General features: G+C 60.6%; 25 protein-coding genes and 1 pseudogene. 13 read left to right on the top strand and 13 right to left on the bottom strand.

Annotated elements, in window-relative coordinates:
• Positions 1–96 precede the first annotated feature (96 nt).
• From JNB88_RS16005 to JNB88_RS15995, 3 genes are read right to left on the bottom strand one after another with little or no spacing between them, the layout of a single operon-like run.
• On the bottom strand, positions 97–798 hold the full coding sequence (locus JNB88_RS16005; RefSeq protein ID WP_037128427.1) for a TIGR02281 family clan AA aspartic protease: 702 nt from the start codon (positions 796–798) through the stop codon (positions 97–99).
• 5 nt (positions 799–803) lie between these two features.
• On the bottom strand, positions 804–1,010 hold the full coding sequence (locus tag JNB88_RS16000) for a DUF1289 domain-containing protein (RefSeq protein WP_220356302.1): 207 nt from the start codon (positions 1,008–1,010) through the stop codon (positions 804–806).
• An 18-nt stretch (positions 1,011–1,028) separates the two neighbouring features.
• Positions 1,029–1,811, bottom strand: coding sequence for an adenosylcobinamide-GDP ribazoletransferase (locus JNB88_RS15995; RefSeq protein ID WP_220356301.1), 783 nt, complete (start codon positions 1,809–1,811; stop codon positions 1,029–1,031).
• 138 nt (positions 1,812–1,949) lie between these two features.
• Between JNB88_RS15995 and cobT the strand changes: the two genes are divergently transcribed.
• The 3 genes from cobT (at position 1,950) to JNB88_RS15980 (ending at position 3,787) form a co-directional block, all read left to right on the top strand.
• Positions 1,950–2,966, top strand: coding sequence for a nicotinate-nucleotide--dimethylbenzimidazole phosphoribosyltransferase (gene cobT / locus JNB88_RS15990; protein WP_220356300.1), 1,017 nt, complete (start codon positions 1,950–1,952; stop codon positions 2,964–2,966).
• Positions 2,967–3,068: 102 nt separating this feature from the next.
• Positions 3,069–3,449 carry a diacylglycerol kinase gene (locus JNB88_RS15985; RefSeq protein WP_037128424.1) on the top strand — a complete coding sequence of 127 codons (381 nt, stop codon included), beginning with the start codon at positions 3,069–3,071 and terminating at the stop codon, positions 3,447–3,449.
• An 8-nt stretch (positions 3,450–3,457) separates the two neighbouring features.
• Positions 3,458–3,787 carry a hypothetical protein gene (locus tag JNB88_RS15980; RefSeq protein WP_220356299.1) on the top strand — a complete coding sequence of 110 codons (330 nt, stop codon included), beginning with the start codon at positions 3,458–3,460 and terminating at the stop codon, positions 3,785–3,787.
• Positions 3,788–3,791: 4 nt separating this feature from the next.
• On the opposite strand, the gene JNB88_RS15975 is transcribed toward JNB88_RS15980, so the two are convergent.
• Positions 3,792–5,327 (bottom strand): sensor histidine kinase, encoded by a 1,536-nt coding sequence (locus JNB88_RS15975; protein ID WP_037128419.1) that lies wholly within the window; start codon positions 5,325–5,327, stop codon positions 3,792–3,794.
• A gap of 106 nt (positions 5,328–5,433) precedes the next feature.
• On the opposite strand from JNB88_RS15975, the gene JNB88_RS15970 reads away from it, so the two are divergent.
• The 3 genes from JNB88_RS15970 to JNB88_RS15960 all read left to right on the top strand — a co-directional run bounded on the left by JNB88_RS15970 (position 5,434) and on the right by JNB88_RS15960 (position 7,171).
• On the top strand, positions 5,434–5,970 hold the full coding sequence (locus tag JNB88_RS15970) for a thermonuclease family protein (RefSeq protein ID WP_220356298.1): 537 nt from the start codon (positions 5,434–5,436) through the stop codon (positions 5,968–5,970).
• Between the two features lie 14 nt (positions 5,971–5,984).
• Positions 5,985–6,614: a uracil-DNA glycosylase family protein gene (locus JNB88_RS15965; RefSeq protein ID WP_220356297.1), complete on the top strand. Its 630-nt coding sequence runs from the start codon at positions 5,985–5,987 to the stop codon at positions 6,612–6,614.
• Positions 6,615–6,682: 68 nt separating this feature from the next.
• A complete protein-coding gene (locus JNB88_RS15960) occupies positions 6,683–7,171 on the top strand; it encodes an Lrp/AsnC family transcriptional regulator (protein WP_037129191.1) in 489 nt (162 codons plus the stop codon).
• A gap of 29 nt (positions 7,172–7,200) precedes the next feature.
• On the opposite strand, the gene JNB88_RS15955 is transcribed toward JNB88_RS15960, so the two are convergent.
• Positions 7,201–8,199: an ABC transporter permease gene (locus JNB88_RS15955; RefSeq protein ID WP_220356296.1), complete on the bottom strand. Its 999-nt coding sequence runs from the start codon at positions 8,197–8,199 to the stop codon at positions 7,201–7,203.
• A 35-nt stretch (positions 8,200–8,234) separates the two neighbouring features.
• A complete protein-coding gene (locus JNB88_RS15950) occupies positions 8,235–8,978 on the bottom strand; it encodes an ATP-binding cassette domain-containing protein (RefSeq protein ID WP_037128413.1) in 744 nt (247 codons plus the stop codon).
• A 213-nt stretch (positions 8,979–9,191) separates the two neighbouring features.
• Between JNB88_RS15950 and JNB88_RS15945 the strand changes: the two genes are divergently transcribed.
• Entirely contained in the window at positions 9,192–10,172 is a 981-nt protein-coding gene (locus JNB88_RS15945; RefSeq protein ID WP_220356295.1) for an NAD-dependent epimerase/dehydratase family protein, read from the top strand.
• A gap of 50 nt (positions 10,173–10,222) precedes the next feature.
• Complete coding sequence (locus JNB88_RS15940) at positions 10,223–11,212, top strand: sugar-binding protein (protein WP_220356294.1); 990 nt, start codon at positions 10,223–10,225, stop codon at positions 11,210–11,212.
• A gap of 77 nt (positions 11,213–11,289) precedes the next feature.
• Here JNB88_RS15940 and JNB88_RS15935 read toward each other — a convergent pair whose 3' ends face one another.
• Together JNB88_RS15935 and JNB88_RS15930 are read right to left on the bottom strand one after the other, a co-directional pair.
• On the bottom strand, positions 11,290–11,991 hold the full coding sequence (locus tag JNB88_RS15935) for a DNA alkylation repair protein (protein ID WP_220356293.1): 702 nt from the start codon (positions 11,989–11,991) through the stop codon (positions 11,290–11,292).
• A pseudogene (locus tag JNB88_RS15930) lies at positions 11,988–12,863 on the bottom strand (NAD(P)-dependent oxidoreductase); the annotation flags it as partial. The gene JNB88_RS15935 and the pseudogene JNB88_RS15930, both read right to left, overlap by 4 nt.
• Positions 12,864–13,107: 244 nt before the next feature.
• Here JNB88_RS15930 and JNB88_RS15925 point away from each other — a divergent pair.
• From JNB88_RS15925 to JNB88_RS15910, 4 genes are all read left to right on the top strand, one after another.
• Positions 13,108–14,073, top strand: a complete 966-nt coding sequence (locus tag JNB88_RS15925; protein ID WP_037129189.1) for an aliphatic sulfonate ABC transporter substrate-binding protein — start codon at positions 13,108–13,110, stop codon at positions 14,071–14,073.
• Positions 14,074–14,103: 30 nt separating this feature from the next.
• Positions 14,104–15,279: an FMNH2-dependent alkanesulfonate monooxygenase gene (gene ssuD / locus JNB88_RS15920; RefSeq protein ID WP_220356291.1), complete on the top strand. Its 1,176-nt coding sequence runs from the start codon at positions 14,104–14,106 to the stop codon at positions 15,277–15,279.
• Positions 15,280–15,394: 115 nt separating this feature from the next.
• Entirely contained in the window at positions 15,395–16,231 is an 837-nt protein-coding gene (locus tag JNB88_RS15915; protein WP_220356290.1) for an ABC transporter permease subunit, read from the top strand.
• Between the two features lie 9 nt (positions 16,232–16,240).
• Entirely contained in the window at positions 16,241–17,065 is an 825-nt protein-coding gene (locus JNB88_RS15910) for an ATP-binding cassette domain-containing protein (protein ID WP_220356289.1), read from the top strand.
• Between the two features lie 33 nt (positions 17,066–17,098).
• Here JNB88_RS15910 and JNB88_RS15905 read toward each other — a convergent pair whose 3' ends face one another.
• The 4 genes from JNB88_RS15905 to JNB88_RS15890 all read right to left on the bottom strand — a co-directional run bounded on the left by JNB88_RS15905 (position 17,099) and on the right by JNB88_RS15890 (position 21,280).
• On the bottom strand, positions 17,099–17,851 hold the full coding sequence (locus JNB88_RS15905; RefSeq protein ID WP_220356288.1) for an ABC transporter ATP-binding protein: 753 nt from the start codon (positions 17,849–17,851) through the stop codon (positions 17,099–17,101).
• Positions 17,845–18,912, bottom strand: a complete 1,068-nt coding sequence (locus JNB88_RS15900; protein ID WP_220356287.1) for a FecCD family ABC transporter permease — start codon at positions 18,910–18,912, stop codon at positions 17,845–17,847. The genes JNB88_RS15905 and JNB88_RS15900 overlap by 7 nt, the downstream gene beginning before the upstream one ends.
• The gene (locus JNB88_RS15895) at positions 18,912–20,048 is read right to left on the bottom strand and encodes an ABC transporter substrate-binding protein (RefSeq protein ID WP_220356286.1); all 1,137 of its coding nucleotides are present in this window, start codon (positions 20,046–20,048) and stop codon (positions 18,912–18,914) included. The genes JNB88_RS15900 and JNB88_RS15895 overlap by 1 nt, the downstream gene beginning before the upstream one ends.
• A gap of 98 nt (positions 20,049–20,146) precedes the next feature.
• Positions 20,147–21,280, bottom strand: a complete 1,134-nt coding sequence (locus tag JNB88_RS15890) for an ABC transporter substrate-binding protein (protein WP_220356285.1) — start codon at positions 21,278–21,280, stop codon at positions 20,147–20,149.
• Between the two features lie 104 nt (positions 21,281–21,384).
• Here JNB88_RS15890 and JNB88_RS15885 point away from each other — a divergent pair, with 104 nt between their 5' ends.
• Entirely contained in the window at positions 21,385–22,200 is an 816-nt protein-coding gene (locus JNB88_RS15885) for a class I SAM-dependent methyltransferase (RefSeq protein ID WP_220356333.1), read from the top strand.
• A 281-nt stretch (positions 22,201–22,481) separates the two neighbouring features.
• Here the strand turns inward: JNB88_RS15885 and JNB88_RS15880 are convergent, their stop codons facing one another.
• On the bottom strand, positions 22,482–22,958 hold the full coding sequence (locus JNB88_RS15880; protein WP_220356284.1) for an SRPBCC family protein: 477 nt from the start codon (positions 22,956–22,958) through the stop codon (positions 22,482–22,484).
• Positions 22,959–22,966: the final 8 nt, after the last annotated feature.

Raw genomic sequence — 22,966 nt, 5'->3', positions numbered from 1 at the left:
CTCTCCAGAGCATGCTGAGCAAGTTATCGTCGCCACAGAGTGGTTTCGCGGAGATTGATCGGACGCCAGCCGACAGCGGGAATTTGTCCACACCGCCTAGTCCCGCATTCTCAACTCGTCGGTCTGGATCTGCAGGGAGCTGAGGGTGGAAAGGAAGCTCATGCCGAGAAGGCTCTGGTCGAGCTTTCCATCCTGCGCGACGCTCGCGGGAACGTTGTGGCGAACGATCGGGCCGATCGCGACCTCGGACAGCGTCACGCGGGCGGCGCGGGCGCGACCGTTGGCTGTCATGACGCTCATCGTATAGTCGAGATTGTCAGGGTTGATGCCGACGCGTTCCGCATCTTCGCGGGAAAGCGCAATCATGCTGGCACCGGTATCCACCAGCATCGAAATGCTCTGGCCATTGATGGTGACATAGGCCTCGTAGTGGCCGTTCAGGAGTTTATGCAGGATCACCTCCCGGCCTCCCTCGCTGGTGGTCACGACCACGGCACGGCCGGGCACGAGGCCGGCGAGCAAGCGGTTGCCGACGTCAAGCGCCTCCTGCCGATAGAGATAGACGGTCGCCAGGCCGAGGATCAGCACGAGCCAGATCATCAGGTTGCGCAGCGTCTCGCTGGCGCTCGTGCGCCGCGCCCAAACGCCGGCGGCCAACATCAACGCGATCGGAAGCAGATAGACAACGCGGCCGAAATCGTCGGTCCTCATGCCGAAGATCCGACTTGTGTCGTCGCTGAATATGAGTACGGCAAGTCCCAGGCCAAGGATCGCAAGGACAATCGTCAGGCGGTTCATACACGCTACTCCGTTGTGGCCGATATCGCGGGCTGAGGCGGTGTGCACAGTCCACTTTCAAGGAGCCGTGCGGGCAAGAGAGCCATCAGTCGCCGGCGTTCAGCGTCAGAGAAAGACGTCCAACCACCGATTTCGGCCAAGGTCCGACCGCAACCCCTGCAGAGGTCGGTTTCGGGAGCGATGGAGCAGACATGAATGCAGGGTGTTTGCATGCAACTTATATCGAGATTTCACAGGGCCATGGCAAGGGCGCAGACGGCGGCGATCTCCGAAATCTGCTGGGCGGCGCCCAGTGTATCGCCCGTATGGCCGGCCAGTTTGCGCTTGATGAACTGCGTGAAGGCCATGGTCGACAGGCCACAGCCAAGAAGGCCGCAGACGAGAGGGAGGAGGCCGAGGCTCGGCCACAGAAGCAGGGCCGCCAAAACACAACCAGAGACAAGCGCCATGTGCATCGCGCCTTCGCCCGGCTTTCCCGCGGCGGCGGCCACACCGTCGGGTTTTGCCGATGGCAGCCGATGCCAGTGCCAGACAAGCGCGCCGCGGCTGATGCAGGCAACTGCGGGAATAGTTAGGGCGGCGGCGCACGGCGGTGCGGCGCGTGCGATGGCAGCGAGTGCTGCCGCCCGGATCGCAAACGACAGGATCAAGGCTATGGCGCCATAGGTGCCGATGCGGCTGTCTTTCATGATCGACAGCGCGTGATCGCGATCGCGCCCACCGCCGAGGCCGTCCGCGCAGTCGGCCAGGCCATCCTCATGAAGCGCACCCGTCAACGCCGCCTGAATGGCGAGAGCAACGAAAGCCGACATCAGCCGGTCCGCATGCAGGCTGAGCATGACGAGGAAGACAAGTGCAGGCAGGAGCGCAATGACAATGCCTGCCGTCGGAAAGGCGCGAGAGGCTCTGTCGAGCTTGCCGTCGAAGCCAACAAAGGTGGATGGCGGCATCGGAATGCGGCTGAGGAAGGCAACGGCGCGTGCGACGTCGACCGCATAGTTTCCGATGTTCATTCTTGACCCCAGCCCCATGACCAACAGCAGCGCTTTTGGAGTTGTTCGCCTCCGCCGCTGCCTTTAAGAGAGTGCGACGAAAGAAGCTGATTTGCAGCGAAAAGACAAGTTATCGACCAAGACAAGGAAACCGCGTCCATGAGCGTTTCAGGCCTGCCATTCGACGATTTCCGGGCACTTCTCCGCGATCTGCCGGGGCCGGATGCGAGGGCCCTTGTAGCGGCGCGCGAGCGTGATGCGCAGTTGACGAAGCCGCCCGGTGCGCTTGGCCGGCTCGAGGAAATTGCCTTCTGGCTGGCTGCGTGGACGGGCAGGGCGCCGGCGGTGAACCGGCCGTTGGTGGCGATCTTTGCAGGCAACCACGGAGTCACCAGGCAGGGTATCACACCGTTTCCACCAGCAGTGACGCAGCAGATGGTCGAGAATTTCGCAGCCGGTGGCGCTGCGATCAACCAGATCTGCGTGGCCTACGATCTCGGCCTGAAGGTCTTCGATCTCGCGCTCGACTATCCGACCGGCGACATCACGGAAGAACCTGCCTTGTCCGAGCGTGACTGCGCGGCGACCATGGCATTTGGCATGGAAGCAATCGCTGGCGGTACTGATCTTCTCTGCATCGGCGAGATGGGGATCGGCAACACGACGATTGCGGCTGCGATCAACTATGCGCTTTACGGCGGCACCGCGCGTGATTGGGTTGGCCCCGGAACAGGTTCCGAAGGTGAGATGCTGGAGCGCAAGATTGCAGCCGTCGAGAAGGCAGTGGCGCTGCACAGCGATCACCTGGACGATCCGCTGGAAATCATGCGTCGGCTCGGCGGCCGCGAAATCGCGGCGATGGCGGGGGCGATCCTTGCCGCACGCGTCGAGCGGATTCCAGTGCTGATCGACGGCTATGTCGCAACCGCGGCCGGCGCCATCCTGAAGGCTGCCAATCCTTCAGCGCTCGATCACTGCCTGATCGGACATGTCTCCGGAGAGCCGGGGCATCTGCGCGCTATCGAGATGCTCGGCAAGACGCCACTGTTGGCGCTTGGGATGCGTCTCGGGGAAGGCACCGGGGCCGCGCTTGCCGCTGGCATTGTCAAGGCTGCTGCTGCGTGCCATTCCGGCATGGCAACGTTTTCCCAGGCGGGTGTCAGTAGCAGCCACTGACGCTTCAGGTTTGTGACAGGTTGATGACAGAGTTCTTGCCGCGGGGACCGTGAACCGGTATTCGCAATTTCTGACTGAGGGAAAGGACGACGAGGGCACCTAATGAAACCTGCCGTGACAAAACTCACAGGCATCAGCCACTTTTTTGCAGCCGCCAGCTATTCGCTCGGCGGCTTTCGGCGGCTGATCAAGGAGGCCGCGTTCCGGCAGGAACTGTTGTTCTTCGCGGTCTCACTGATCCTGCTGATCGCCGTCGGCGCGACGCTTGCGGAATTGATGATCGCAGTCGTGCTGTTTCTGGCACTCTTTGCCGTCGAGGCGCTGAACACGGCCATCGAAGAGGTCATCGACCGGATCTCACCCGAAATCTCGATGGTGGGCAAGCATGCCAAGGACCTCGGCTCCTTCGCCGTGCTGTGCATGATCGTTGCCTGCGGTGTGTTCCTGCTGTTCACGATCGGGAAGCATTTGCTGTTTGGCTGAGACAGTCCATGCCCCGTGCTTGTTGTCGAGTGGTTGGATATAGCCGAGCACTGGAACTCGGCAACAAACTTGTCACCACCCCGGCGGTCAAGCTCGCGCGATACTGGTTTCTGATGTCGGCGGCCTATGGGCAGAAGCATCACGCCTTACAGGACGCCCGCGCCCCTGAAGTCGAGCTGCTTTCTACGAGGCGGGCAGCGCTTGACGCAGTGCAGAAGACTGTTCAACTTGATGCCAACTATAAGGCGAGATTGTTGGCCCTGGCTGAGGCCAGTGCCTACGACAGCGATCTTCAGGATTTTGCGACGAGCGACGATTTTCTGCGAATCGTCAGATAATCGCTCACGCGAAGCTGCGGCGCTTGCGGGAAACCGCCTGGGTATCCTCGACAGCCGGCACGGTCTGCAGGACGCGCTTGGAAGGCAGGATGGCAATGACTTCGGTGCCTTCGCGCAACTTCGATTTGAGGATGAACTGGCCGTCGTGCTTGGCGAGGATCGCCTGAACGATCGGCAGGCCGAGGCCAGTGCCCTGTTCGGCGCTCTTGATCGCAATTGACCCCTGGCCGAAGGCCGACAGAACCACCGGTATTTCCTCCTCGGGAATGCCCGGGCCGTTGTCCTTGATGGAGATGTATTGGCCGCCGCCTGCCGTCCAGCCGACCTTGACGTGGATTTCGCCGGCTTGCGGCGTGAACTTCACGGCGTTCGATAGAAGGTTGAGGATGACCTGGCGAAGCGATTTCTCGTCAGCCCAAACGGCTGGCAGCTCCGGCTCGAACTGCTGTGATATCGTGATGTTCTTGCTGCGGGCGCGCAGCTGCACCATGCCGATGCAATCTTCCGAGATGTTGAGCAGCGATATTGCTTCCTCGCTCAGCTCGTATTTGCCGGCCTCAATGCGCGACAGGTCGAGGATCTCGTTGATGAGGTTCAGGAGATGTTCGCCCGAGCGGTGGATGTCGCTGGTGTATTCCTTGTAGGTCGGGTTGTTCAACGGCCCCATCACCTCGGCGGACATCACCTCCGAAAAGCCCAGAATCGCATTGAGCGGAGTTCTCAGTTCATGCGACATGGAGGCGAGAAAGCGCGACTTTGCGAGGTTTGCTTCCTCCGCCCGGCGGCGGGCTTCATCCGACATCGACTTCGCGACTTCCAACTCGGCGATCAGATCGTCCTTTTCGGCCTGAAAGGCAAGGATCTTCAGGTTGGATTGGAACAGTCGGTCGCTGATATAGTTGAAGAAGATGACCGTCGTGGTGAATATCGCGGTCAGGCTGACTTCGAGGATTTCCCGGGAGAGCCCCGCCTTGGCGATCAGGCCGAAAACGACCGGTGCGAAAGTGATCAGGACCGACGGCGTCAACATGAAGTTTGACATCGCCGTGACCGAAAGGGCTATGAGCAGCGTTGCCCCCTTGTAGAGGACGAAGCTGGACGGTTCGCAGACGGTGCAGTCCTGCAGCGCGAAAACGGCCCAGCAGCATCCGACCATGAATTGGCCAAGCAGGAGAACACGGCGCCATTTGCGGGCGGTCGTCGCCGTTATTTCCTGGCCGCGCGCGCGCCGCGCAATGAACACGTTTGCGGCATGGGCCGTCAATGTCAGCAGCGCCCAGAGGAAAATCTGGGTGTTTTCCGTCAGGTAGGCGCCGAGAGCCGCAATGATGATCACGAAGAGGGGGACGATCGACGCGCCCTGGAGGACGGCATTGATATACATCACGAGCACGTCGCGATCGAAGGCGCCGCTGGCAGTGTGACTCGACTGGAGTCGCTCCCGCGTCAACCGAACAGCCTTCGTGACAGGCTTGTTTCGGTGGCTGCGTGATTTGTCGACGATGTTCTTATCGGTCGATGTGCTGACGCCGGTACTCATTGTGCACGTTGAAACTTGATCCGCGGTTGTCTAAACCCTAGACCGCAATCCTTAAGATCGTGTTAGGCATCTTTGCCAAGGATTTGTTTTTCAAGGAGGCGAAAGCGTGGCGCGCGGTATGCGGGTGATGCGCGACGGCGTGACGGCACTGGCCCTGCTGGCATTCCTTTGGCTGATTGCCGCCAAGCTCAACGATGGAGGCGAAACTGTCCATTCCGGGCAGTTCCATGCTGCGGATGGCGACAGCCTGAATGTTGGCGCGGAGCGTATGCGGCTCTCCGGCATCGATGCGCCGGAACTCAGCCAATCCTGCGAACGGGCAGGCGTTGCATGGGCCTGCGGCCAGGAGGCCAAGCGGGCGCTTCAGGAACTTGTCGCCCGGGTCGACACGCAATGCAGTGGCAGCGAGCGGGATCGCTTCGATCGCTTGCTTGTTATCTGTCATGCCGGCGACATTGATATCAACGCCGCGTTGGTGCGAAGGGGCATGGCCGTATCCTATGGCGCCTATGGCGATGAAGAGGCGCGGGCGCGTGCTGACCGAGTCGGGTTATGGGGCGGCAGATTCGAGATGCCTCGCAATGTTCGCGACCATGCGCCACGTTCGGATAGTCGGGGCCTGATGGGGTGGCTCGGCTGGTGACGGGGAAGAGCGAAGTGGCGGAGCGTACTCTCGACGCGCTTCGGGATGAGGTTGCGGCCTGTCGCATCTGTCGAGACACGCCGCTTGGTGGAGCGACTGCTCGCCTGCCGCACGAGCCGCGTCCGGTCGTGGTGATATCGTCGAAGGCAAGGATACTGATCGCCGGACAGGCGCCGGGTCTGAAGGTTCACGAAAGCGGGTTGCCGTTCAACGACGCATCCGGTGACCGCCTGCGCGACTGGCTGCAGGTCGATCGGGAAGCGTTTTACGACCGCGATCGCTTCGCCATTGTGCCGATGGGTTTCTGTTTTCCAGGTTATGACGCCAAGGGTAGTGATCTGCCGCCGCGACGGGAATGCGCGCCGCATTGGCGGGCGAGAGTGATCTCGGCCATGCCGCAGGTCGAACTCGTGCTCGCCATTGGTCAATATGCGCAGGCCTGGCACATGGGGGTGACGCGGCGTGAAAACATGACGGAAACCGTGCGCGCCTGGCGCATGTCGCTGTCCTGCTCTCGCTCCCCGGCAATTCTACCGCTTCCTCATCCCAGCTGGCGAAACACCGGTTGGATAAGACGCAATCCGTGGTTCGAAGCAGAGCTGCTGCCGGTCCTGCGCGAGCAAGTGCAAACTCTGCTTGGCTGAAACAAAATTCTTTGAAACTGCCGGAATCGCGCTATACAGAGAAAATAAATTCGAAGGGGCTTTTCCAGATGGACCGTCTTGACCGTAAAATCCTGCGCCTGCTGCAGGAAGATTCGACTTTGGCCGTTGCCGATCTTGCAAAGAAGGTCGGGCTTTCGACGACGCCATGCTGGCGGCGCATCCAGAAGATGGAAGAGGACGGCGTGATCAAGCGCCGTGTCGCCATCCTCGATCCGGAAAAGGTCAACACCAAGGTCACGGTCTTTGTCTCGATCCGGACGGCAACGCACTCTATCGAGTGGCTGCGACGCTTTTCGGAAGTGGTTGCCGATTTCCCTGAGGTGGTCGAGTTCTATCGCATGAGCGGTGACGTCGACTATCTCCTGCGCGTTGTCGTGCCCGACATTGCCGCATATGACGCCTTCTACAAGCGGATGATCGCGAAGATCGAGATCCGTGACGTGTCGTCTGCTTTTGCAATGGAGCAGATCAAGTATTCGACGCAGCTGCCGCTGGACTACATGCTCCTCGACAACGCGAAGTCGAACGAGGACTGAGCGCCCTTGTAGTCACCTGCGGCTCCCGGCTACTCGCTCTGCCGCAGGTTCCTTAATCGGTCGAACAGCACTGCGAGAACAATCGCACCGCCGATGAAGGTTCCCTGCCAAAAGGCGTTGATGCCGAGAAGGCCGAGGCTGTTTCGGATCACCTCGATCAAGGCCGCGCCGACGATGGCGCCGAAGGCGGTACCGACACCGCCGGCAAGATTGGCGCCGCCGATGACGGCTGCGGCGATGACCTGAAGCTCCATGCCCGCGCCGATGTTCGTCGTCACGGCGCCAAGCCAGCCCGTCTGGATGATGCCGGCAACGCCGGCCGACAGGGCCGAGATCATATAGACCGCGACCTTGATCTTCCTGACGGGCACACCGGTCAGCGTCGCGGCGTGTTCATTTCCGCCGATGGCGAAGACGTAGCGGCCAAAGCGTGTCCAGCGCAGCACAAACCCGGTCAGAAGCGCCAGCGCAGCCATGTAGAGTACGGGATTGGCGATGCCGAAGAGCCAAGCTCCGCCCCCTAGTGCCAGCAGCTTGTCGTGATCCGGACCGAACTGGAAGACGACGGTATTGTTCGAGGCGACCATCGCGAGGCTGCGGGCAATCGACAGCATCCCGAGGGTGACGACGAAGGGCGGGAATCCTAGATAAGCGATCAGGAGACCGTTGAATGCGCCGATGATGAGCGCTGTTCCGATCGATGCCGCAATGCCGATCCCGATTCCGTATCCGGCATGCATCGTGACTGCCAGAACCATACTGCACAGGCAGAGGACCGACCCGACCGACAGATCGATGCCGCCGGTAATGATGACCAGAGTCATGCCGAGTGCAATGATCGCGACAAAGGTGACGTTGCGGGTGATGTTGTAGAGATTGGTGGGTGTAGCGAAGGAACTGGTGGCAAAAGACAGGAAGATGCAGGCGAGGATGACGGCAACAAGGACCCAGAACGTCTGGCTTGCGAAGACTGACGACAGCCAGTTTCGTTGTTTCTGCGCTATCGTCTGATCGAGGGTTATTGCCATGGTGACCTTCGCTTACACTTTCTGCCGTGTGCCAATCACACTTGTTCGATTGCACCTGTTATGAGTCCGGTGACTTCTTCCGGCGAACTCGCTGCGATCTGCTTGTCGGCAACCTTGCGTCCGCGCCGCATGACAATCACGCGATCGGCAACCGAGAAGACATCGGGCATGCGGTGGCTAATGAGAATGACTGCGATACCGCGATCGCGCAGTTGACGGATGTGCGCAAGAACCTCGGCAACCTGGCGTACCGAGATGGCGGCGGTCGGCTCGTCCATGAGTACGAGCTTTGCCTCTGCGAGCATGGTGCGGGCGATTGCGACAGCCTGGCGTTGGCCGCCGGACATCTGCTTCACCAGATCTCGCGGTCGTGTCTCGGACTTCAACTCCTTGAAGAGCTCGCCGGCGCGCGTATACATCGTCTTGTAGTCAAGGATGCGCAGGGGACCGAAACCACTTCGGATCTCGCGGCCGAGAAAGACGTTGGCGGCTGCTGTCAGATTATTGCAGAGCGCCAGGTCCTGGTGGACGATCTCGATGCCTCGCTGACGGGCTTCGACCGGTCGATGCAGTATGAGGTCCTTGCCGTCGAGCCGCATCGCTCCATGGCTCGGGCGAAAATTGCCGGCAATCATTTTTACCAGTGTGGATTTGCCGGCGCCGTTGTCGCCCATCAACCCGACGACTTCTCCCGCCTCCAGCGAGAACGATACGTCGTTGACCGCCTGTATGGCGCCAAAATGTTTTGAGATGTTGGCGAGCTCGAGAACTGCCACCAGCCGTCTAGCCTCCCAAAGCCGTGACCTCGTTTCGAGGCGCGATTTCGCCCGCCAGTTTCCTCCCTGCGAGCGTTCTCAGCATTTACCCAGAACCGTGCGAAACCGTCAATCGGATGTCGCTAATTTACGGTCTGTGCTACAATTATTTGTTTTGTAGTACAATTTCATTGACGCGTAGAAGTCTCTGTATATTAGCTGTTTGCGGAGGAAAACATGCTGATCCTTGTGACCGGTGCGACGGGCAAGGTCGGGCAGAACTTCATCGCTGGGCTGCTCGACGATCCGCGATTTTCAAAGGCGCGCATTCGCGCGCTTTGTCATAATCGCTTGTGCCCGGAATCCGAGCGCGTTGAAGCCGTGCGTGGCTCGATCAGCGATCGCGAGGCGGTGGCGAAGGCGCTTGAAGATGTAACGCATGTCGTTCATCTCGCGACCTGCAAGGAAACGCCCGAAGATGTCATGGACGTCACCGTCAAGGGACTCTTCTGGCTGCTCGAGGAGTTCAGGAAGAGCGCCTCCGCTCGGCAATTCATTCTCACTGGTGGCGATGCGGGGATCGGGCACTTCTTCTATCGCCATGACGGCCCGATCACGGAGGCCACGCCGCACCGGGCCTATCCTGGCTGCTATGCGCTGTCGAAGGTGCTGGAAGAGGTAATGCTGGAGCAGTTCCAGATCCAGTACGGCATCAATGGCTGCTGTCTGCGGGCGCCCTGGATCATGGAGAAGGACGACTTCAAGTTTACGTTGTCATTCGGCGCCGACGTCTTCGGAGGCCCGGACTGGAAGACACTCGTTCCGCAGGCGGACGCGGAACGCTATGCGCGCGAGGGTACCGTTCCGTTGCTGAGGGATGCCGATGGCAGGCCGCTGAAGCGCAATTTCGTCCATGTTCACGACCTTGTCTCCGCGATCCTCGCAGCGCTCGACAATCCTCGCGCCAAGGGTCAACTCTTCAATATCTGCATGGACCGGCCCGTCGACTACGGCGAGGTCGCGGCACACCTTGCGCGTACACGTGAACTCGGCTCGGTCGACATACCGAGCGAGTTCCATTCCAACTGGATGGACAACAGCAAGGCAAAGTACCTGCTCGGGTGGCGGCCCGTCTATGATCTGGAAATGCTTATCGACTCGGCCTGGGGGTATGTGCGTTCGGAGGAGGATCCACGCATCGTCTGGTATCCGGGTTGATCATGTGGCGGACGATGGCGTTCGCCATTCTTTAATGGGAGGAAGCAGCAATGAGGAAGGCATTATTGCTTACAGTCGCGGTGCTGGCGCTGACGGCCGGGCAGGCCCTGGCGGCCAAGAAGCAGCTGGTGATAGTCGTAAAGGGGCTGGACAACCCGTTCTTCGAGGCGATCAACCAAGGTTGCCAGAAGTGGAACAAGGAAAATCCGGACTCGGAATATGAATGCTTGTACACCGGCCCTGCATCGACATCCGATGAAGCCGGCGAAGCGCAGATCGTTCAGGACATGTTGGGCAAGGCGGAAACGGCCGCAATCGCCATTTCTCCGTCGAATGCCAAGCTGATCGCGCAGACGCTGAAGACGGCAAGTCCAAAAGTGCCTGTCATGACCCTGGATGCCGACCTTGCCGCAGAGGACTCTGCACTGCGCAAGACCTATCTTGGAACCGACAACTATCTGATGGGCGCACGCATTGGCGACTACATCAAGAAGGCGAAACCGAGTGGCGGCAAGATCTGCACGATCGAAGGCAATCCCGGCGCTGACAACATTCTGCGCCGTGCCCAGGGGATGCGTGACACCCTGACCGGCCAGAAAGGCTTGACCGAGCTGAAGGGCGAGGGCGGCTGGACAGAAGTTGCCGGATGCCCGGTCTTCACCAACGATGACGGCGCCAAGGGCGTTCAGGCGATGACGGATATTCTTGCAGCCAATCCCGATCTTGATGCCTTTGGCATCATGGGCGGCTGGCCGCTGTTCGGCGCGCCACAGCCCTATCGCGACCTATTCAAGCCGATGGCCGAGAAGATCGCCAAGAACGAGTTCGTGATCGGTGCGGCCGATACGATCGGTGATGAAGTCGCGATCGCCAGGGAAGGTCTCGTGACGGCACTTGTCGGGCAGCGGCCGTTCGAAATGGGCTACAAGGCACCATCTGTCATGATGGACCTGATCGCCGGCAAGCCGGTGGAAGACCCTGTCTTCACCGGCCTCGATGAGTGCACGAAGGATACCGTCGATACCTGCATTCAGAAATGAGGCAGGTAGAGTAGGCGCAGAAGATGCAGTGGGCTGGCGCGATTGTTCGCCCACTGCTTTTCAGCGGCCCATGCTGATCAGGTTGCAGCGGACTTTCGCTCGAGCCTTGCGATGACCGCCATACTCGCTAGTTCCCGGACGGCGTCCTTGCCGATCCAGCGGGCCGTCTTGTCGTCCGAAGCGGCAAGGCTCCCTGCCAGCTTCAACGCAGGACCGTGGCAATGCCGGTTGCGTTTGCCGATGTTTCGCAGTGCCCAGTTCACGGCCTTGCGGACGAAGTTGCGCGGGTCGCCGGTGTGTGCCTCGATGAGCGGCAGCCAGGCAAGTATCGTTGCGTCTGGTTCCTGCTTCAGGTGGACGGCGGCGCTGGCAATCATCGCGAAGGAGGCTCGTCGAACGAACTCGCGATCGTCGGCCGCAAATTGAGGGATCAGCGCTTCAAGTCGGGCCTCCACGTAGAGGTCTGCAGCGCTATCAACGATTTCCCACGAGTCGAAGTCATCGGCCCATGTTGTCGCCAAGTTCGGCGTGAGTTTCTTCGGTTCGGCCGTATAGAGCGCGAGCAGGCGGGCCTCGCGTATCTTGCTTTGCCAGAGCTTTTGCGCGCGGGCGTGATCTCGCTTCGCCATCCTGGCGATCTTCTGAAGGTTCGGATTGGAGATGCCAAGCGCGGTTTCGGTGACGATGCCGAAGCGCGCCATGCCCGATATGTTCTCCTCCGAGCGCAGCGTTTGCAGATGCGCGATCAGTTCGGCTGCGCTGGAGGAGGGCCCGATCATTTTTCCAGGCGAGCCAGGAGAGATGAGGTATCCCAGCGATTGCCGCCCATGGCCTGGACGTCACCGTAGAACTGGTCAACGAGTGCCGTGACGGGCAATTTGGCACCGTTGCGGCGGGCTTCGCTAAGAACGATCCCGAGGTCCTTGCGCATCCAGTCAATGGCGAAGCCGAAGTCGTATTTGCCTTCGTTCATTGTCTTGTGGCGGTTTTCCATCTGCCATGAGCCGGCAGCACCCTTGGAGATGACCTCGACGACCTTCTCGATGTCGAGGCCGGCGCGCTTGCCGAAATGAATGCCTTCCGCCAAGCCCTGGACGACACCGGCAATGCAAATCTGGTTGATCATCTTGGTCAGCTGGCCGGCGCCGGCCGCTCCCATGAGGCCGACCATGCGGGCGTAGGCATCGATCACAGGCTTCGCTTTGTCGTAAGTGGCTTCATCACCACCGCACATGACGGTCAGTACGCCGTTCTCGGCGCCTGCCTGTCCGCCCGATACAGGCGCGTCAATGAAGCCGCAGCCCTTGCCTTTCGCCGCCGCATCAAGCTCGCGGGCAACTTCCGCGCTTGCGGTCGTGTTGTCGATCAGGATCGCACCCGGCTTCATGGTTTCGAATACACCGTTCTCGCCCGTTGTCACCGAGCGGAGATCGTCGTCGTTGCCGACGCAGGTGAAGACAAAATCTGCGTCCTTCGCAGCTTCCGCAGGCGTTGGGGCCGATTTGCCGCCGAACTTCTCCGCCCACGCAGCCGCCTTCGATGCGGTCCGGTTGTAGACCGTGACCTCATGGCCGCCTTTCACCTTGAGATGGCCCGCCATGGGAAACCCCATCACGCCAAGACCGATGAATGCGACTTTTGCCATGTGTCTATCCTTTCCCGAATGAGGGCATGAGGATTAGCCGAAACCATGGCGCGCGGAAAGTCGTCGGAGTGCCAGTGACGTCGAGACGGAAAAATTTTCCCCGAAAGCGGCGAATGCTGGTTCGGATAATCCTGCGGGCGCTCAAAGATAATAATTATAAATGTCGATCGATTTGATGGGTTTTATCAAGATTGGGAAACTTGAAACGCTGGAGCGGCGAGAACGACCGACTCCCAAAGAGGGAACGACCATGATTTCACGACGTCAAACGTTGGGACTTTTCGGCGCGGCTGCGGCCACGGCTTTGCTCCCGGGCATCAAAGGTGCGCGTGCGGCAGCAACCGAATTTCGGATCGGCTGGCAGAAGAACGGTGTGCTCGCGCTGGCCAAGCGGCGCGGCGCGCTGGAGAAGCGGCTCGCTGACCGCGGCATCACCGTCAGCTGGTCGGAGTTCACCTCGGGTCCGCCGTTGCTCGAAGCGCTTGGTGCCGGGGCGCTCGACTTCGGCGCAACCGGTGATGTGCCTCCGCTCTTTGCTCAGGCCGCCGGTGGTCATCTCTACTATGTCGGCGTCTACCGCGGAAGTTCAGCAGGCTCGGCGATCCTTGTTCAGAAAGACTCGCCGATCCAGACGTTGGAAGACCTGAAAGGCAAGAAGGTCGCCTTCAAGCGCGGTTCGAGCGCGCATAATGTTACGGTGAAAGCACTGCGCAAGGCGGGGCTGACGCCGGAGGACGTGCAGGGCGTGGATCTCGCGCCGCCGGATGCTGCAGCCGCTTTCAAGAACGGCAGCATCGATGCCTGGTCGATCTGGGATCCGTACCTCGCAATCGCCGAAGCCGATCCGGAAACACGGGTTCTGGCGACTGCTGAGGGCATCGTCGACTCCTACAGCTTCTTCCTTGCAAACGCCGAGTTCACGGATGCGAACGGGCAGGTCATTGTCGATGTGCTTGACGAACTCGCACAGGTCGGCCGCTCCGCGCAGAGCAATCTCGATGCGACAGTGAAGGAACTGTCCGAAATTACCGGCGTGCCGCCTGAGGTGACACGCGTGACGCTGACGCGTGCGGGCGCCGACCTCGGCAGCGTGTCCGGCGTGACGGACGCCGCCGCAGCCTACCAGCAGGCACTTGCCGACGAGTTCTACAAGCTCGGTATCGTGCCGAAGCAATTGAACACCGGCGATATCGTTTGGCGCGCGAAAGCAAGCTGATTTCAGTCCGACAATAAGGAAATACCGTCCATGACCGGCAAACACGATCCCATCAACTTCCTCTGGTTCATCCCGACGTCAGGTGACGGCGCCTATCTGGGCTCGGATGAGCAGACGCGGGCTCCCGAGATCGGCTACCTCACGCAGATCGCTCAGGCCGCCGATCGTCTGGGCTATTCGGGCGTCCTGCTGCCCACAGGCGTTGCCTGCGAAGAATCCTTCGTCACGGCGGCGGCACTCGCTGCCAAGACGGAAAAGCTGCAATTCCTCGTGGCTATTCGACCCGGCACTGCGTCGCCGGCCTACTATGCGCGCCTGACGACGACGCTGGACCGGATCTCCAACGGGCGCCTGTTGCTGAACATCGTTGTCGGCGGCAGTCCTGCCGAGCTTGCCGGCGACGGAATTCATCTTGCGCATGACGAGCGCTATGCTCATGCCGATGAGTTCTTTACCGTTTTCCAAGAACTGCTCGAAAAGGGTGTCGCCAGCTATGACGGCAAGTACATCAAGGCGACGAACGCGCGACTGGGCTTCCCGTCGGTGCAGAACCCGCGGCCGCCGCTCTATTTCGGAGGTTCCTCGGATGCCGGCATCGACTTCTCGGTCGGTCGCGTCGACAAGTACCTGACCTGGGGCGAACCACCCGCACAGGTCGCCGAAAAGGTCGAGAAGGTACGTGCCGCCGCAGCGAAGAAGGGCCGCGACGTCAGCTTCGGTATTCGCCTGCATTTCATCGTCCGCGAGACGGATGAAGAGGCATGGGCAGCAGCCGACCGGCTGATTTCGAAGCTTGACGACGAAACGATACGCGAGGCGCAGGAGCGGTTCGTCAACGAATCCGATTCTGTTGGCCAGAAGCGCATGGCGGCATTGCATGGTGGCCGGCGGGACAAGCTGGAAGTCTCGCCGAACCTGTGGGCCGGCGTCGGCCTGGTGCGCGCTGGCGCAGGCACAGCGCTGGTTGGCTCGCCGAAAACGGTCGCCGCCCGTCTGCGCGAATATCAGGACGTCGGCATCGATACCGTCATTGGCTCGGGTTACCCGCACCTTGAGGAGGCATACCGTGTTGCGGAACTGTTGTTCCCCGAGCTTGGGATCACGCGCCAGGAGCAACGCCACGGCTTCCAGTCCGATTTCGGCAAGCATCAGGTCTTTGGCGGCGGTAGCCACGGCGGCAATCTCAAAGTCGTTTCCGGCTCCTGACCTGCTCTTTTCTGCGCCGCCTGCTTGCCGCCGGCGGCGCAATCACGATCACGCTGAGGGTATCTGCGTGAGGCTTCGATTGACCCCGCGAAAGCAGCACTAGCGAGGAAATCTCATGTCGACATTCGATACGCCAATCGGCCGCGCACTGACCGAACGCGCGGAGGGCAGGGCGAGACCGAGCATATCGCTCCCGGGGCGCGAACGGCTGCTGCCGTATCTCGTACCGATCGCGATCATCGCGGCCTGGCAGCTTGCATCATCGGTCGGCTGGATTTCCTCCCGCATCATGCCATCGCCCGTCGACGTGGCCGCAGCCTTCTGGTCGACGACCGTCACCGGACAGCTTCCGCATGATATTCTGGTCAGCGCCGCTCGCGCCTTTGCCGGTCTGCTGGTCGGCGGCTCCATCGGCTTCCTTCTCGGCATCGCCAACGGCGTCTCGAAAATCTCGGAGCAACTGACGGATACGACGCTGCAGATGCTGCGGACGATCCCGCATCTGGCAATGATCCCGCTCGTGATCCTGTGGTTCGGCATCGGAGAAGAGTCAAAGCTGTTCCTGACATCGCTCGGCGTGCTGTTTCCCGTCTATCTCAACACCTATCACGGCGTTCGAAACGTCGACCGCGATCTGATCGAAATGGGCAAGGTCTACGGGATGGGAAGCTGGACCTTGTTCCGGAAGATCATCTTCCCCGGTGCGCTGCCGTCGATCTTCGTCGGTCTGCGTTATGCGCTCGGCATCATGTGGCTGACGCTGATCGTCTCGGAATCGATCGCAGCTTCGTCAGGCATCGGCCATATGGCGAACAACGCCCGCGAGTTCATGATGACGGATGTCGTGGTGCTGGCGCTGGTGATCTACGCCGTCCTCGGCAAACTTGCAGACGTCATTGCCCGCAGTCTCGAGCGCCGCGCGCTCAAGTGGAACCCGGTTTACCAGAAGTAGGAGAGGCGCATGACCATCGTCGCGCATGAGCGGTTTCAAGGGGCTGCAAACGAGGCAGAATATGAGATCGATCGCAGTGTGCCTGCCGGCACTGGGGCCGTGGCTATTACGGTGAACGGGCTCGAGAAGAGCTTCGGCAGCAACCGCGTTCTGCGCGGCATCAACCTCCACATTCCGGCCGGTCAGTTCGTCGCGGTGATCGGCAAGAGCGGTTGCGGGAAGAGTACCCTTCTGCGGATCCTTCTGGGCCTCGACGAACCGACAAGCGGCGGTCTGCATTTCGAGAACGCCGACGGCGCCGATGCCGAGGCGAATGCGCGGATCGTGTTTCAGGAGCCGCGCCTGCTGCCCTGGCTCGATGTCGCGGAGAATGTGGCAGTCGGTCTCGGGGAAGGGATCGACAAGCGAGCAGCTCGTGCCGAGGCCGAGGCCGCGCTTGCCGAGGTGCAGCTTTCGGAGAAGGCCGCCGACTGGCCGGCCCGTCTTTCCGGCGGGCAACGGCAGCGTGTCGCTCTCGCGCGGGCGCTTGTCAGCAGGCCCGGCGTTCTGGCGCTTGATGAGCCTCTCGGGGCGCTCGATGCCTTGACGCGGATCAGCATGCAGGAGCTGCTCAATCGCGTTTGGCAAGAACTGGGCTTTACCGCAGTGCTCGTAACGCACGATGTCAGCGAGGCCGTACATCTTGCGGATCGTGTCATCGTGCTCGACGAGGGGCGGGTTGCGCTTGACCTGGCTATTCCCTATCCGCATCCGCGCCGACACGGCAATCCTGAACTCGCGGAGCTGGAAGGTCGGCTGCTCGCAGCGATCCTGGGGACCGACGTCGCTCATTGAGCTTCGCCGGTCGGCCACGTCCAGTCGGCTACCTCAGATCGCGCCGTCGACAATGACCATCGGCGTGCCCTGTGAGCAGCGCTCGATACGGGCGTTGATCTTGTAGATGTCTCGCAGCATCGCGTTCGTGATGACATCAGCGGTCGCACCGCTTGCTGCCATCGCGCCATCGGAGATGACGATGGTGTTCTCACAATAGCGCAAGGCATGATTGAGGTCGTGGAGGGCAATGAGCACGATCATGCCTTCCCGGCGGGCAAGATCCGCGACGAAGCTCAGCACCTCGACCTGCCGGTGGAGATCGAGTGCCGATGTCGGCTCGTCCATCAGCAGAACTTCCGGCTTGCGGACGAGGGCCTGGGCGAGGGATACGAGCTGACGCTGTCCCCCGGACAGTTCCCCAAGACCGCGAAAGGCCAGGTTCTGGAGCCGCAGGGCCTTGAGAATTTCGTCGATGCCGTCGAGCTCGTCATCGGCGACACGCCAGCCGCTTCCCTGTTTGGCGGACAGCAGAATCGACTCGTAGACGGTCAATACGGCGTTGGCGCCCGTATCCTGCGGCATGTAGCAGATTGTTCGCGATCCGCGGTCGGTATCGGAAAGCTCGACCAGGCCCGGACCTTTCACCAGGGAAGCAATCCGCTTGAACAGGGTCGACTTGCCGGCGGCGTTGGGGCCGATGATGGCGGTGACGCTCCCGCCCTTGAGGTCGTCGATGCTCACGTTCGACAGAACTTTCGTCCGTGCGTACGAGGCACCGACATCAGTGAGAGCCAGCGCTACCATGCCCGTTTCCTGTTGCTGAAGATGAGGACGAAGAAGAACGGAACACCGACGAGCGCCGTAATGACGCCGATGGGCAGGATCGCACCCGGGATGAGCATCTTGCTGACGACCGATGTCACCGACAGGAGAAGTGCGCCGCAGATGACCGAACCCGGCAGGAAGAAGCGCTGATCCTCGCCGACGACCATGCGGGCGATATGCGGGCCGACAAGTCCGACGAAGCCGATTGTGCCGACGAACGACACCGGGATAGCAGCCAGAAGACTGACGATCATCATGGTTTGGAGACGCAGGCGGCGGACGTTCACACCGAGGCTGGCTGCCTTGTCGTCACCGAGGCGGAGAGCCGTTAGCGCCCAGGCCTGCCGCATGAAGAGCGGTACTGTGACGACGAGAACCGCAGCGGTGAAGTAGACCTTGGGCCAGGTCGCCTTGGTCAGGCTGCCCATGGTCCAGAAGACGACGGCCGCGAGTGCCTGTTCCGAGGCCAGGTACTCCAGCAAGGAGAGCGCGGCGTTGAAGGTGAAGACGAGGGCAATGCCGAGCAGCACGATGGTTTCGACGCTCACCCCGCGCATCGTCGAGGCGAAGTGAATGAAGAGGGCTGCCGCCATCGCCATCAGGAAGGCGTTGAGCGGCACCATGTATTGGATCGCGCCCGGGAAGATCGCAACGCCGGCAACCAGCGCCAGGGCGGCGCCGAAGCTCGCCGCGGCTGATATGCCGAGTGTGAAGGGGCTCGCCAGCGGGTTGGAAAGGATCGTCTGCATCTGCGCGCCGGCGACGGACAGCGAGGCGCCGACCGTCACGGCCATCAAGGCAATCGGCATGCGAATGTCCCAGATGATGACGCGGAGCTGGTTGGCAACCTCCGCGGGATTAAAGAGCGCAGAGAGGACGTCGGACAGGGCATAGTTTGCAGGCCCAAGCGCCATGTCGGCCGAGATGCTGAAACAGAGCGCCACGGTTAGCCCGACGAGGATGAGGATACGGCGAAACGCAAGGGCGCGATATTGCTCGCGCCCTGTCGATTCGGCCTGGACCTGGCTGAACGAGGCCATCAGTTGGAACCCTTTTCGAGAGAAACGAAATATCCCGGCTGGTAGGTTACCGGCAGGAACCGCTTGTGGAATTCCCTGAAATTCGCTTCGGGATCGAGATCGGCGAACAGATCCGGGTGGAACCACTTGGCGAATTGCTGGATTGGGAAGAACTCGTAAGGCGCGCCGTAGAACTGATGCCAGACGGCGTGCACGTTGCCGTCCTTGACAGCTTTCAGTTCCGGGAAGGGCGTGCGCTTCATAAGATTTGCCAGCCGCTCGCGCGCCAATGTCATATCGGCGCCGCGGCCAACGGGCACGAACTGGTTGACATCAGACTCTGCCGCCCAGTTGGATCCGGTGGCGATGATGTGCTCCGGATTGGCAAGCACGAGCTGTTCGGGATTGAGATCGCCGAAGGTGGTCTTGATGACGTCGGCGCCGATGTTGTGTCCGCCGGCCTGTTCGACCATGGCACCGAAATTGATCGGTCCGAAGGTGCGGCAGCAGGTATTCTCGCCTGATATGCCGGGCGAACGTTCGATGAAGACGTTCGGCCGCTTGAGATCCTTTACGGTCGCGAGCCTGTCGGTCACGCGCGCAATCTCGGCGCGGCGGTAGGCGGTAAACTCCTTCGCGCGCTCCTCGGCTCCGAAGAGCCGGCCTAGGATCTCGATCGAAGCCTCGCTGTTCCTGTCGGGATCGATGCGAAAATCGAGGTAGATCACCTTGATGCCGGCGGCTGCCGCCTTCTCCTCGAAACCGCTCTCCTTGGCGGATTTTTCCGCTTCGAGATTGAGCGTGATGACATCAGGTGAGAGCGAGATCGCTGTTTCGAGGCTGAAATCCCCCTGCGGCACATAGCCGAAACGCGGTAGCTTCTCGATTTGCGGGAAACGCTCTGCGTAGGCCTTGTAGCTGTCGGGATCTTTCTTGATGAGGTCGTCGCGCCAGCCGACGATGGTGTCGAATGTCTGCTCGCCCTTGAGTGCTGCAATCACATGGATCTGACGCGCCTCGCCAACGATCATCCGCTTGGCCGGCAGGTCGACCTCGACGGTGCGACCGGTGACATCCGTGATTTCCGCCGACAAGGCGGGCGTGTTCAGGAGCGCAAAGGCAAGAACGGCAATGTGCCGGAGTGTCGTGAGCCGCATGGACACCTCTAGATCTGAAAAAGAAACAACGGAGCCGCTACTTCGCGGCCCCGTCTTGCTATGCCGGCGGGGACCCTCAGTCGTCCCGCCAGGGTCTCTTACTGGCCGTCCTTCAGAGAGACGAAGTAGCCGGGCTTGTATTCCAGAGGCAGGAAGCGTGCGTGCAGTTCCTTGAAGGTCGCTTCGGGATCAAGATCGGCGAAGAGATCAGGATGCAGCCACTTGGCGATCTCCTGGATGGCCACGAACTGGTAGGGGTTGTTGTAGAACTGGTGCCAGATGGCGTGGACGTTCTTGTCTTCGACGGCCTTGACGCCGGTGAAGGCAGGGCGCTTGGTCAGCGCCTCGAGCTTGCGGTGCGCTTCCTTGAGGTCCGAGCCATAACCAACGCCGACCCACGCGCCGCCGGGCACATACTTGTCCCAGTTGCCGCCGGTGATGATGATCTGCTCCGGATTGGAGGCGATGATCTGCTCGGGATTGACGGTGCCGAAGGTGCCCGGAATGATGTCCTTGGCCATGTTCTTGCCGCCCGCGATTTCGACCATCTTGCCGAAGTTCTCGTCGCCGAAGGACATGCAGCAATCGTCGGAGTAGCCACCGGCACGCTCGACAAAGACGACGGGCTTGGCCGGGTTGTTCTTATCGAGAACGTCGGTCACACGCTTGATGCTGTCCGCCCGGAACTTGATGAAGTCCTCGGCTACAGACTCCTTGCCCATCAACTGGCCCATGATGCGCATGCTGGGCTCGGTGTTTTCCATCGGCTTTTCACGGAAATCCACGTAAACCAGCGGAATACCGACCTTGCCGAGCTTTTCGATGTAGCCGGCTTCTTCGGTGGCGGTCTTGGCATCGACGTTCATCAGAATGACGTCCGGCTTGAGCGCCACGGCCTGCTCGATATCGAAGGTGCCGTCCTTCATGCCGCCGAAGGTCGGAAGCTTGGCGATGTCAGGATACTTCGCGAGGTAGGCTGCGTAGGATTCGGGATCCGCCTTGGGCAGGTCGTCGCGCCAGCCGACGACGTGTTCAAACGGCGCTTCCTTGTCGAGGGCGGCCAGGAAGTAGATCTGCCGTCCTTCACCGAGAATCATGTGATTGACGGGCGCGTTCACTTCCACGCTGCGGCCTGTGACGTCCTTGATCGTGATCTTGTCGGCCAGAGCGGGCCAGACCGCGGAGACGAGAAACCCCATTGCAAGCGCTGCAGTTTTGCCTGTAAGTCGCATCGAAAAGTATACCCCCGTGGAAAACTTTTCGTCGTCTAGGATTTTATGACTTAGGTAGTCAAGTTATATCTATTAGAACAATTTCAAACTGGAATCGCATGAGCATGACTGAAACGGGTATCGCGAGCGGACACAATTACGGTCTTCGAGAGGAGATCAAGGCTTATTGGTCGGTGCGCGCGGCGACGTTCGATCTGTCACCTGGACACGAGATTTTTTCCGAACCTGAGCGTCTCGCTTGGCACCGCCTGATTGTGAAACATCTGGGGCCGGGTGACGGCAGGCTGGCACTCGACCTTGCAAGCGGTACCGGCGTGATTTCTCATCTGATGGACGATTTGGGCTTCAAGGTCACCGGGTTGGATTGGGCAGAGCCGATGCTGGACCGCGCACGCGCAAAAGCAAAGGCGAGGGGACGCTCGATTTCGTTCAAGATGGCGGACGTCGAAAACACCATGGAGCCGGACGCCACCTACGACGTCATCATAACCCGCCACCTGGTCTGGACGCTGGTGGATCCGAAGGCGGCGTTTGCCGAATGGATGCGCGTGCTGAAACCCGGCGGGACGATCCTGATTGTCGATGGCGACTTCGTCAATGTCAGCCGTGCGGAGCGGATATTGAAGGCGCTTGCGAAGGCCATGGAGAAAGCCGGGCTCCTGAAGGCCGATCCGCTGCACGCGCCCGCGGAGCTGATGCAAAGCCATAACGACATCGTTTCGCGTGTTCATTTCTCCAACGGCGCGCGCGCAGATCTGGTCGCATCGATGCTCGGGGATGCCGGGTTCGAAGGCATGACGATCGACACGAACCTGCGCGACATCCACAAGAGCCAAGCCAAGCACTGGAATTATCTGAAGGCGCTGTCGCGGGGCATCCAGCATCGCTTTGCCATCAGCGCGCGCAAGCCCGAAGGCTGAAGGCAATCATAGGGAACTGACCTCGGAGACGCGCTGTTAGAATAGCAATGCGTTGAGCGTCACGATCACGACAAAAGCAACGATGACCAAGGAAGCGGCCCAGACAACCGTGCGGTTGGCATTCGCGAGGACTTGCGGTCTCGGGCCGCGCTTCGGATTGAATTTGTGACGCCGTTTCAAGGCGGATCCCGTTTGTGAATGTTGCTTCTCTGCTGTCATGCCACCTCGCTTGCAGCCGAATGAATGTCGTGGTGCAACCTAGCATGAAAGCGGCCCAATATTTAGTGCGCGGTGCTGCCGGGGCGCTCGACATAGGCCTGGATGCGATCGACCAGGATTTCGGTACCCTGCCGGCGAGAGCCGCCGTCGGCGTAGCCGTCGAGGAAGGCGACCTGTTCCGTGAAGAGCATGGTTGTTCCCGAAGACGTTGCCTCGAAGGTGACTGTCGCAAGCGACGCGGAAATACGTGTTTCTCCGAGCTTCATGTCGTAGGCGTAGATGATGCGGGCCTGCGGTACGATATCGAAATAGCGTGCCTCGTAGACGTGCGGAACGCCGTCGCTATCGGCGACACGGTTGTGCTCCTGACCGCCGACGCGGAAGTCGAGGCCGTAGTCGAGGGGAACCCACTCGTCATGGCAGGCAAACCATTGGCGCTTGGCCGCTGGATCGGCCCAGGCACCAAAGACGCGTGAAACCGGTGCCCGGATCTTTCGTTCGATTGTGAATGTCTCGTGTAGGGCGGAATGCCTCGTCATGTCGTTCG

Origin of the sequence: Rhizobium cauense (assembly GCF_019511525.1) — a bacterium.
In the GTDB taxonomy this organism is placed as follows: domain Bacteria; phylum Pseudomonadota; class Alphaproteobacteria; order Rhizobiales; family Rhizobiaceae; genus Rhizobium; species Rhizobium cauense.
The sequence above is the reverse complement of the archived record's forward strand: the minus strand, read 5'-3'. Positions and strand labels throughout refer to the sequence as shown.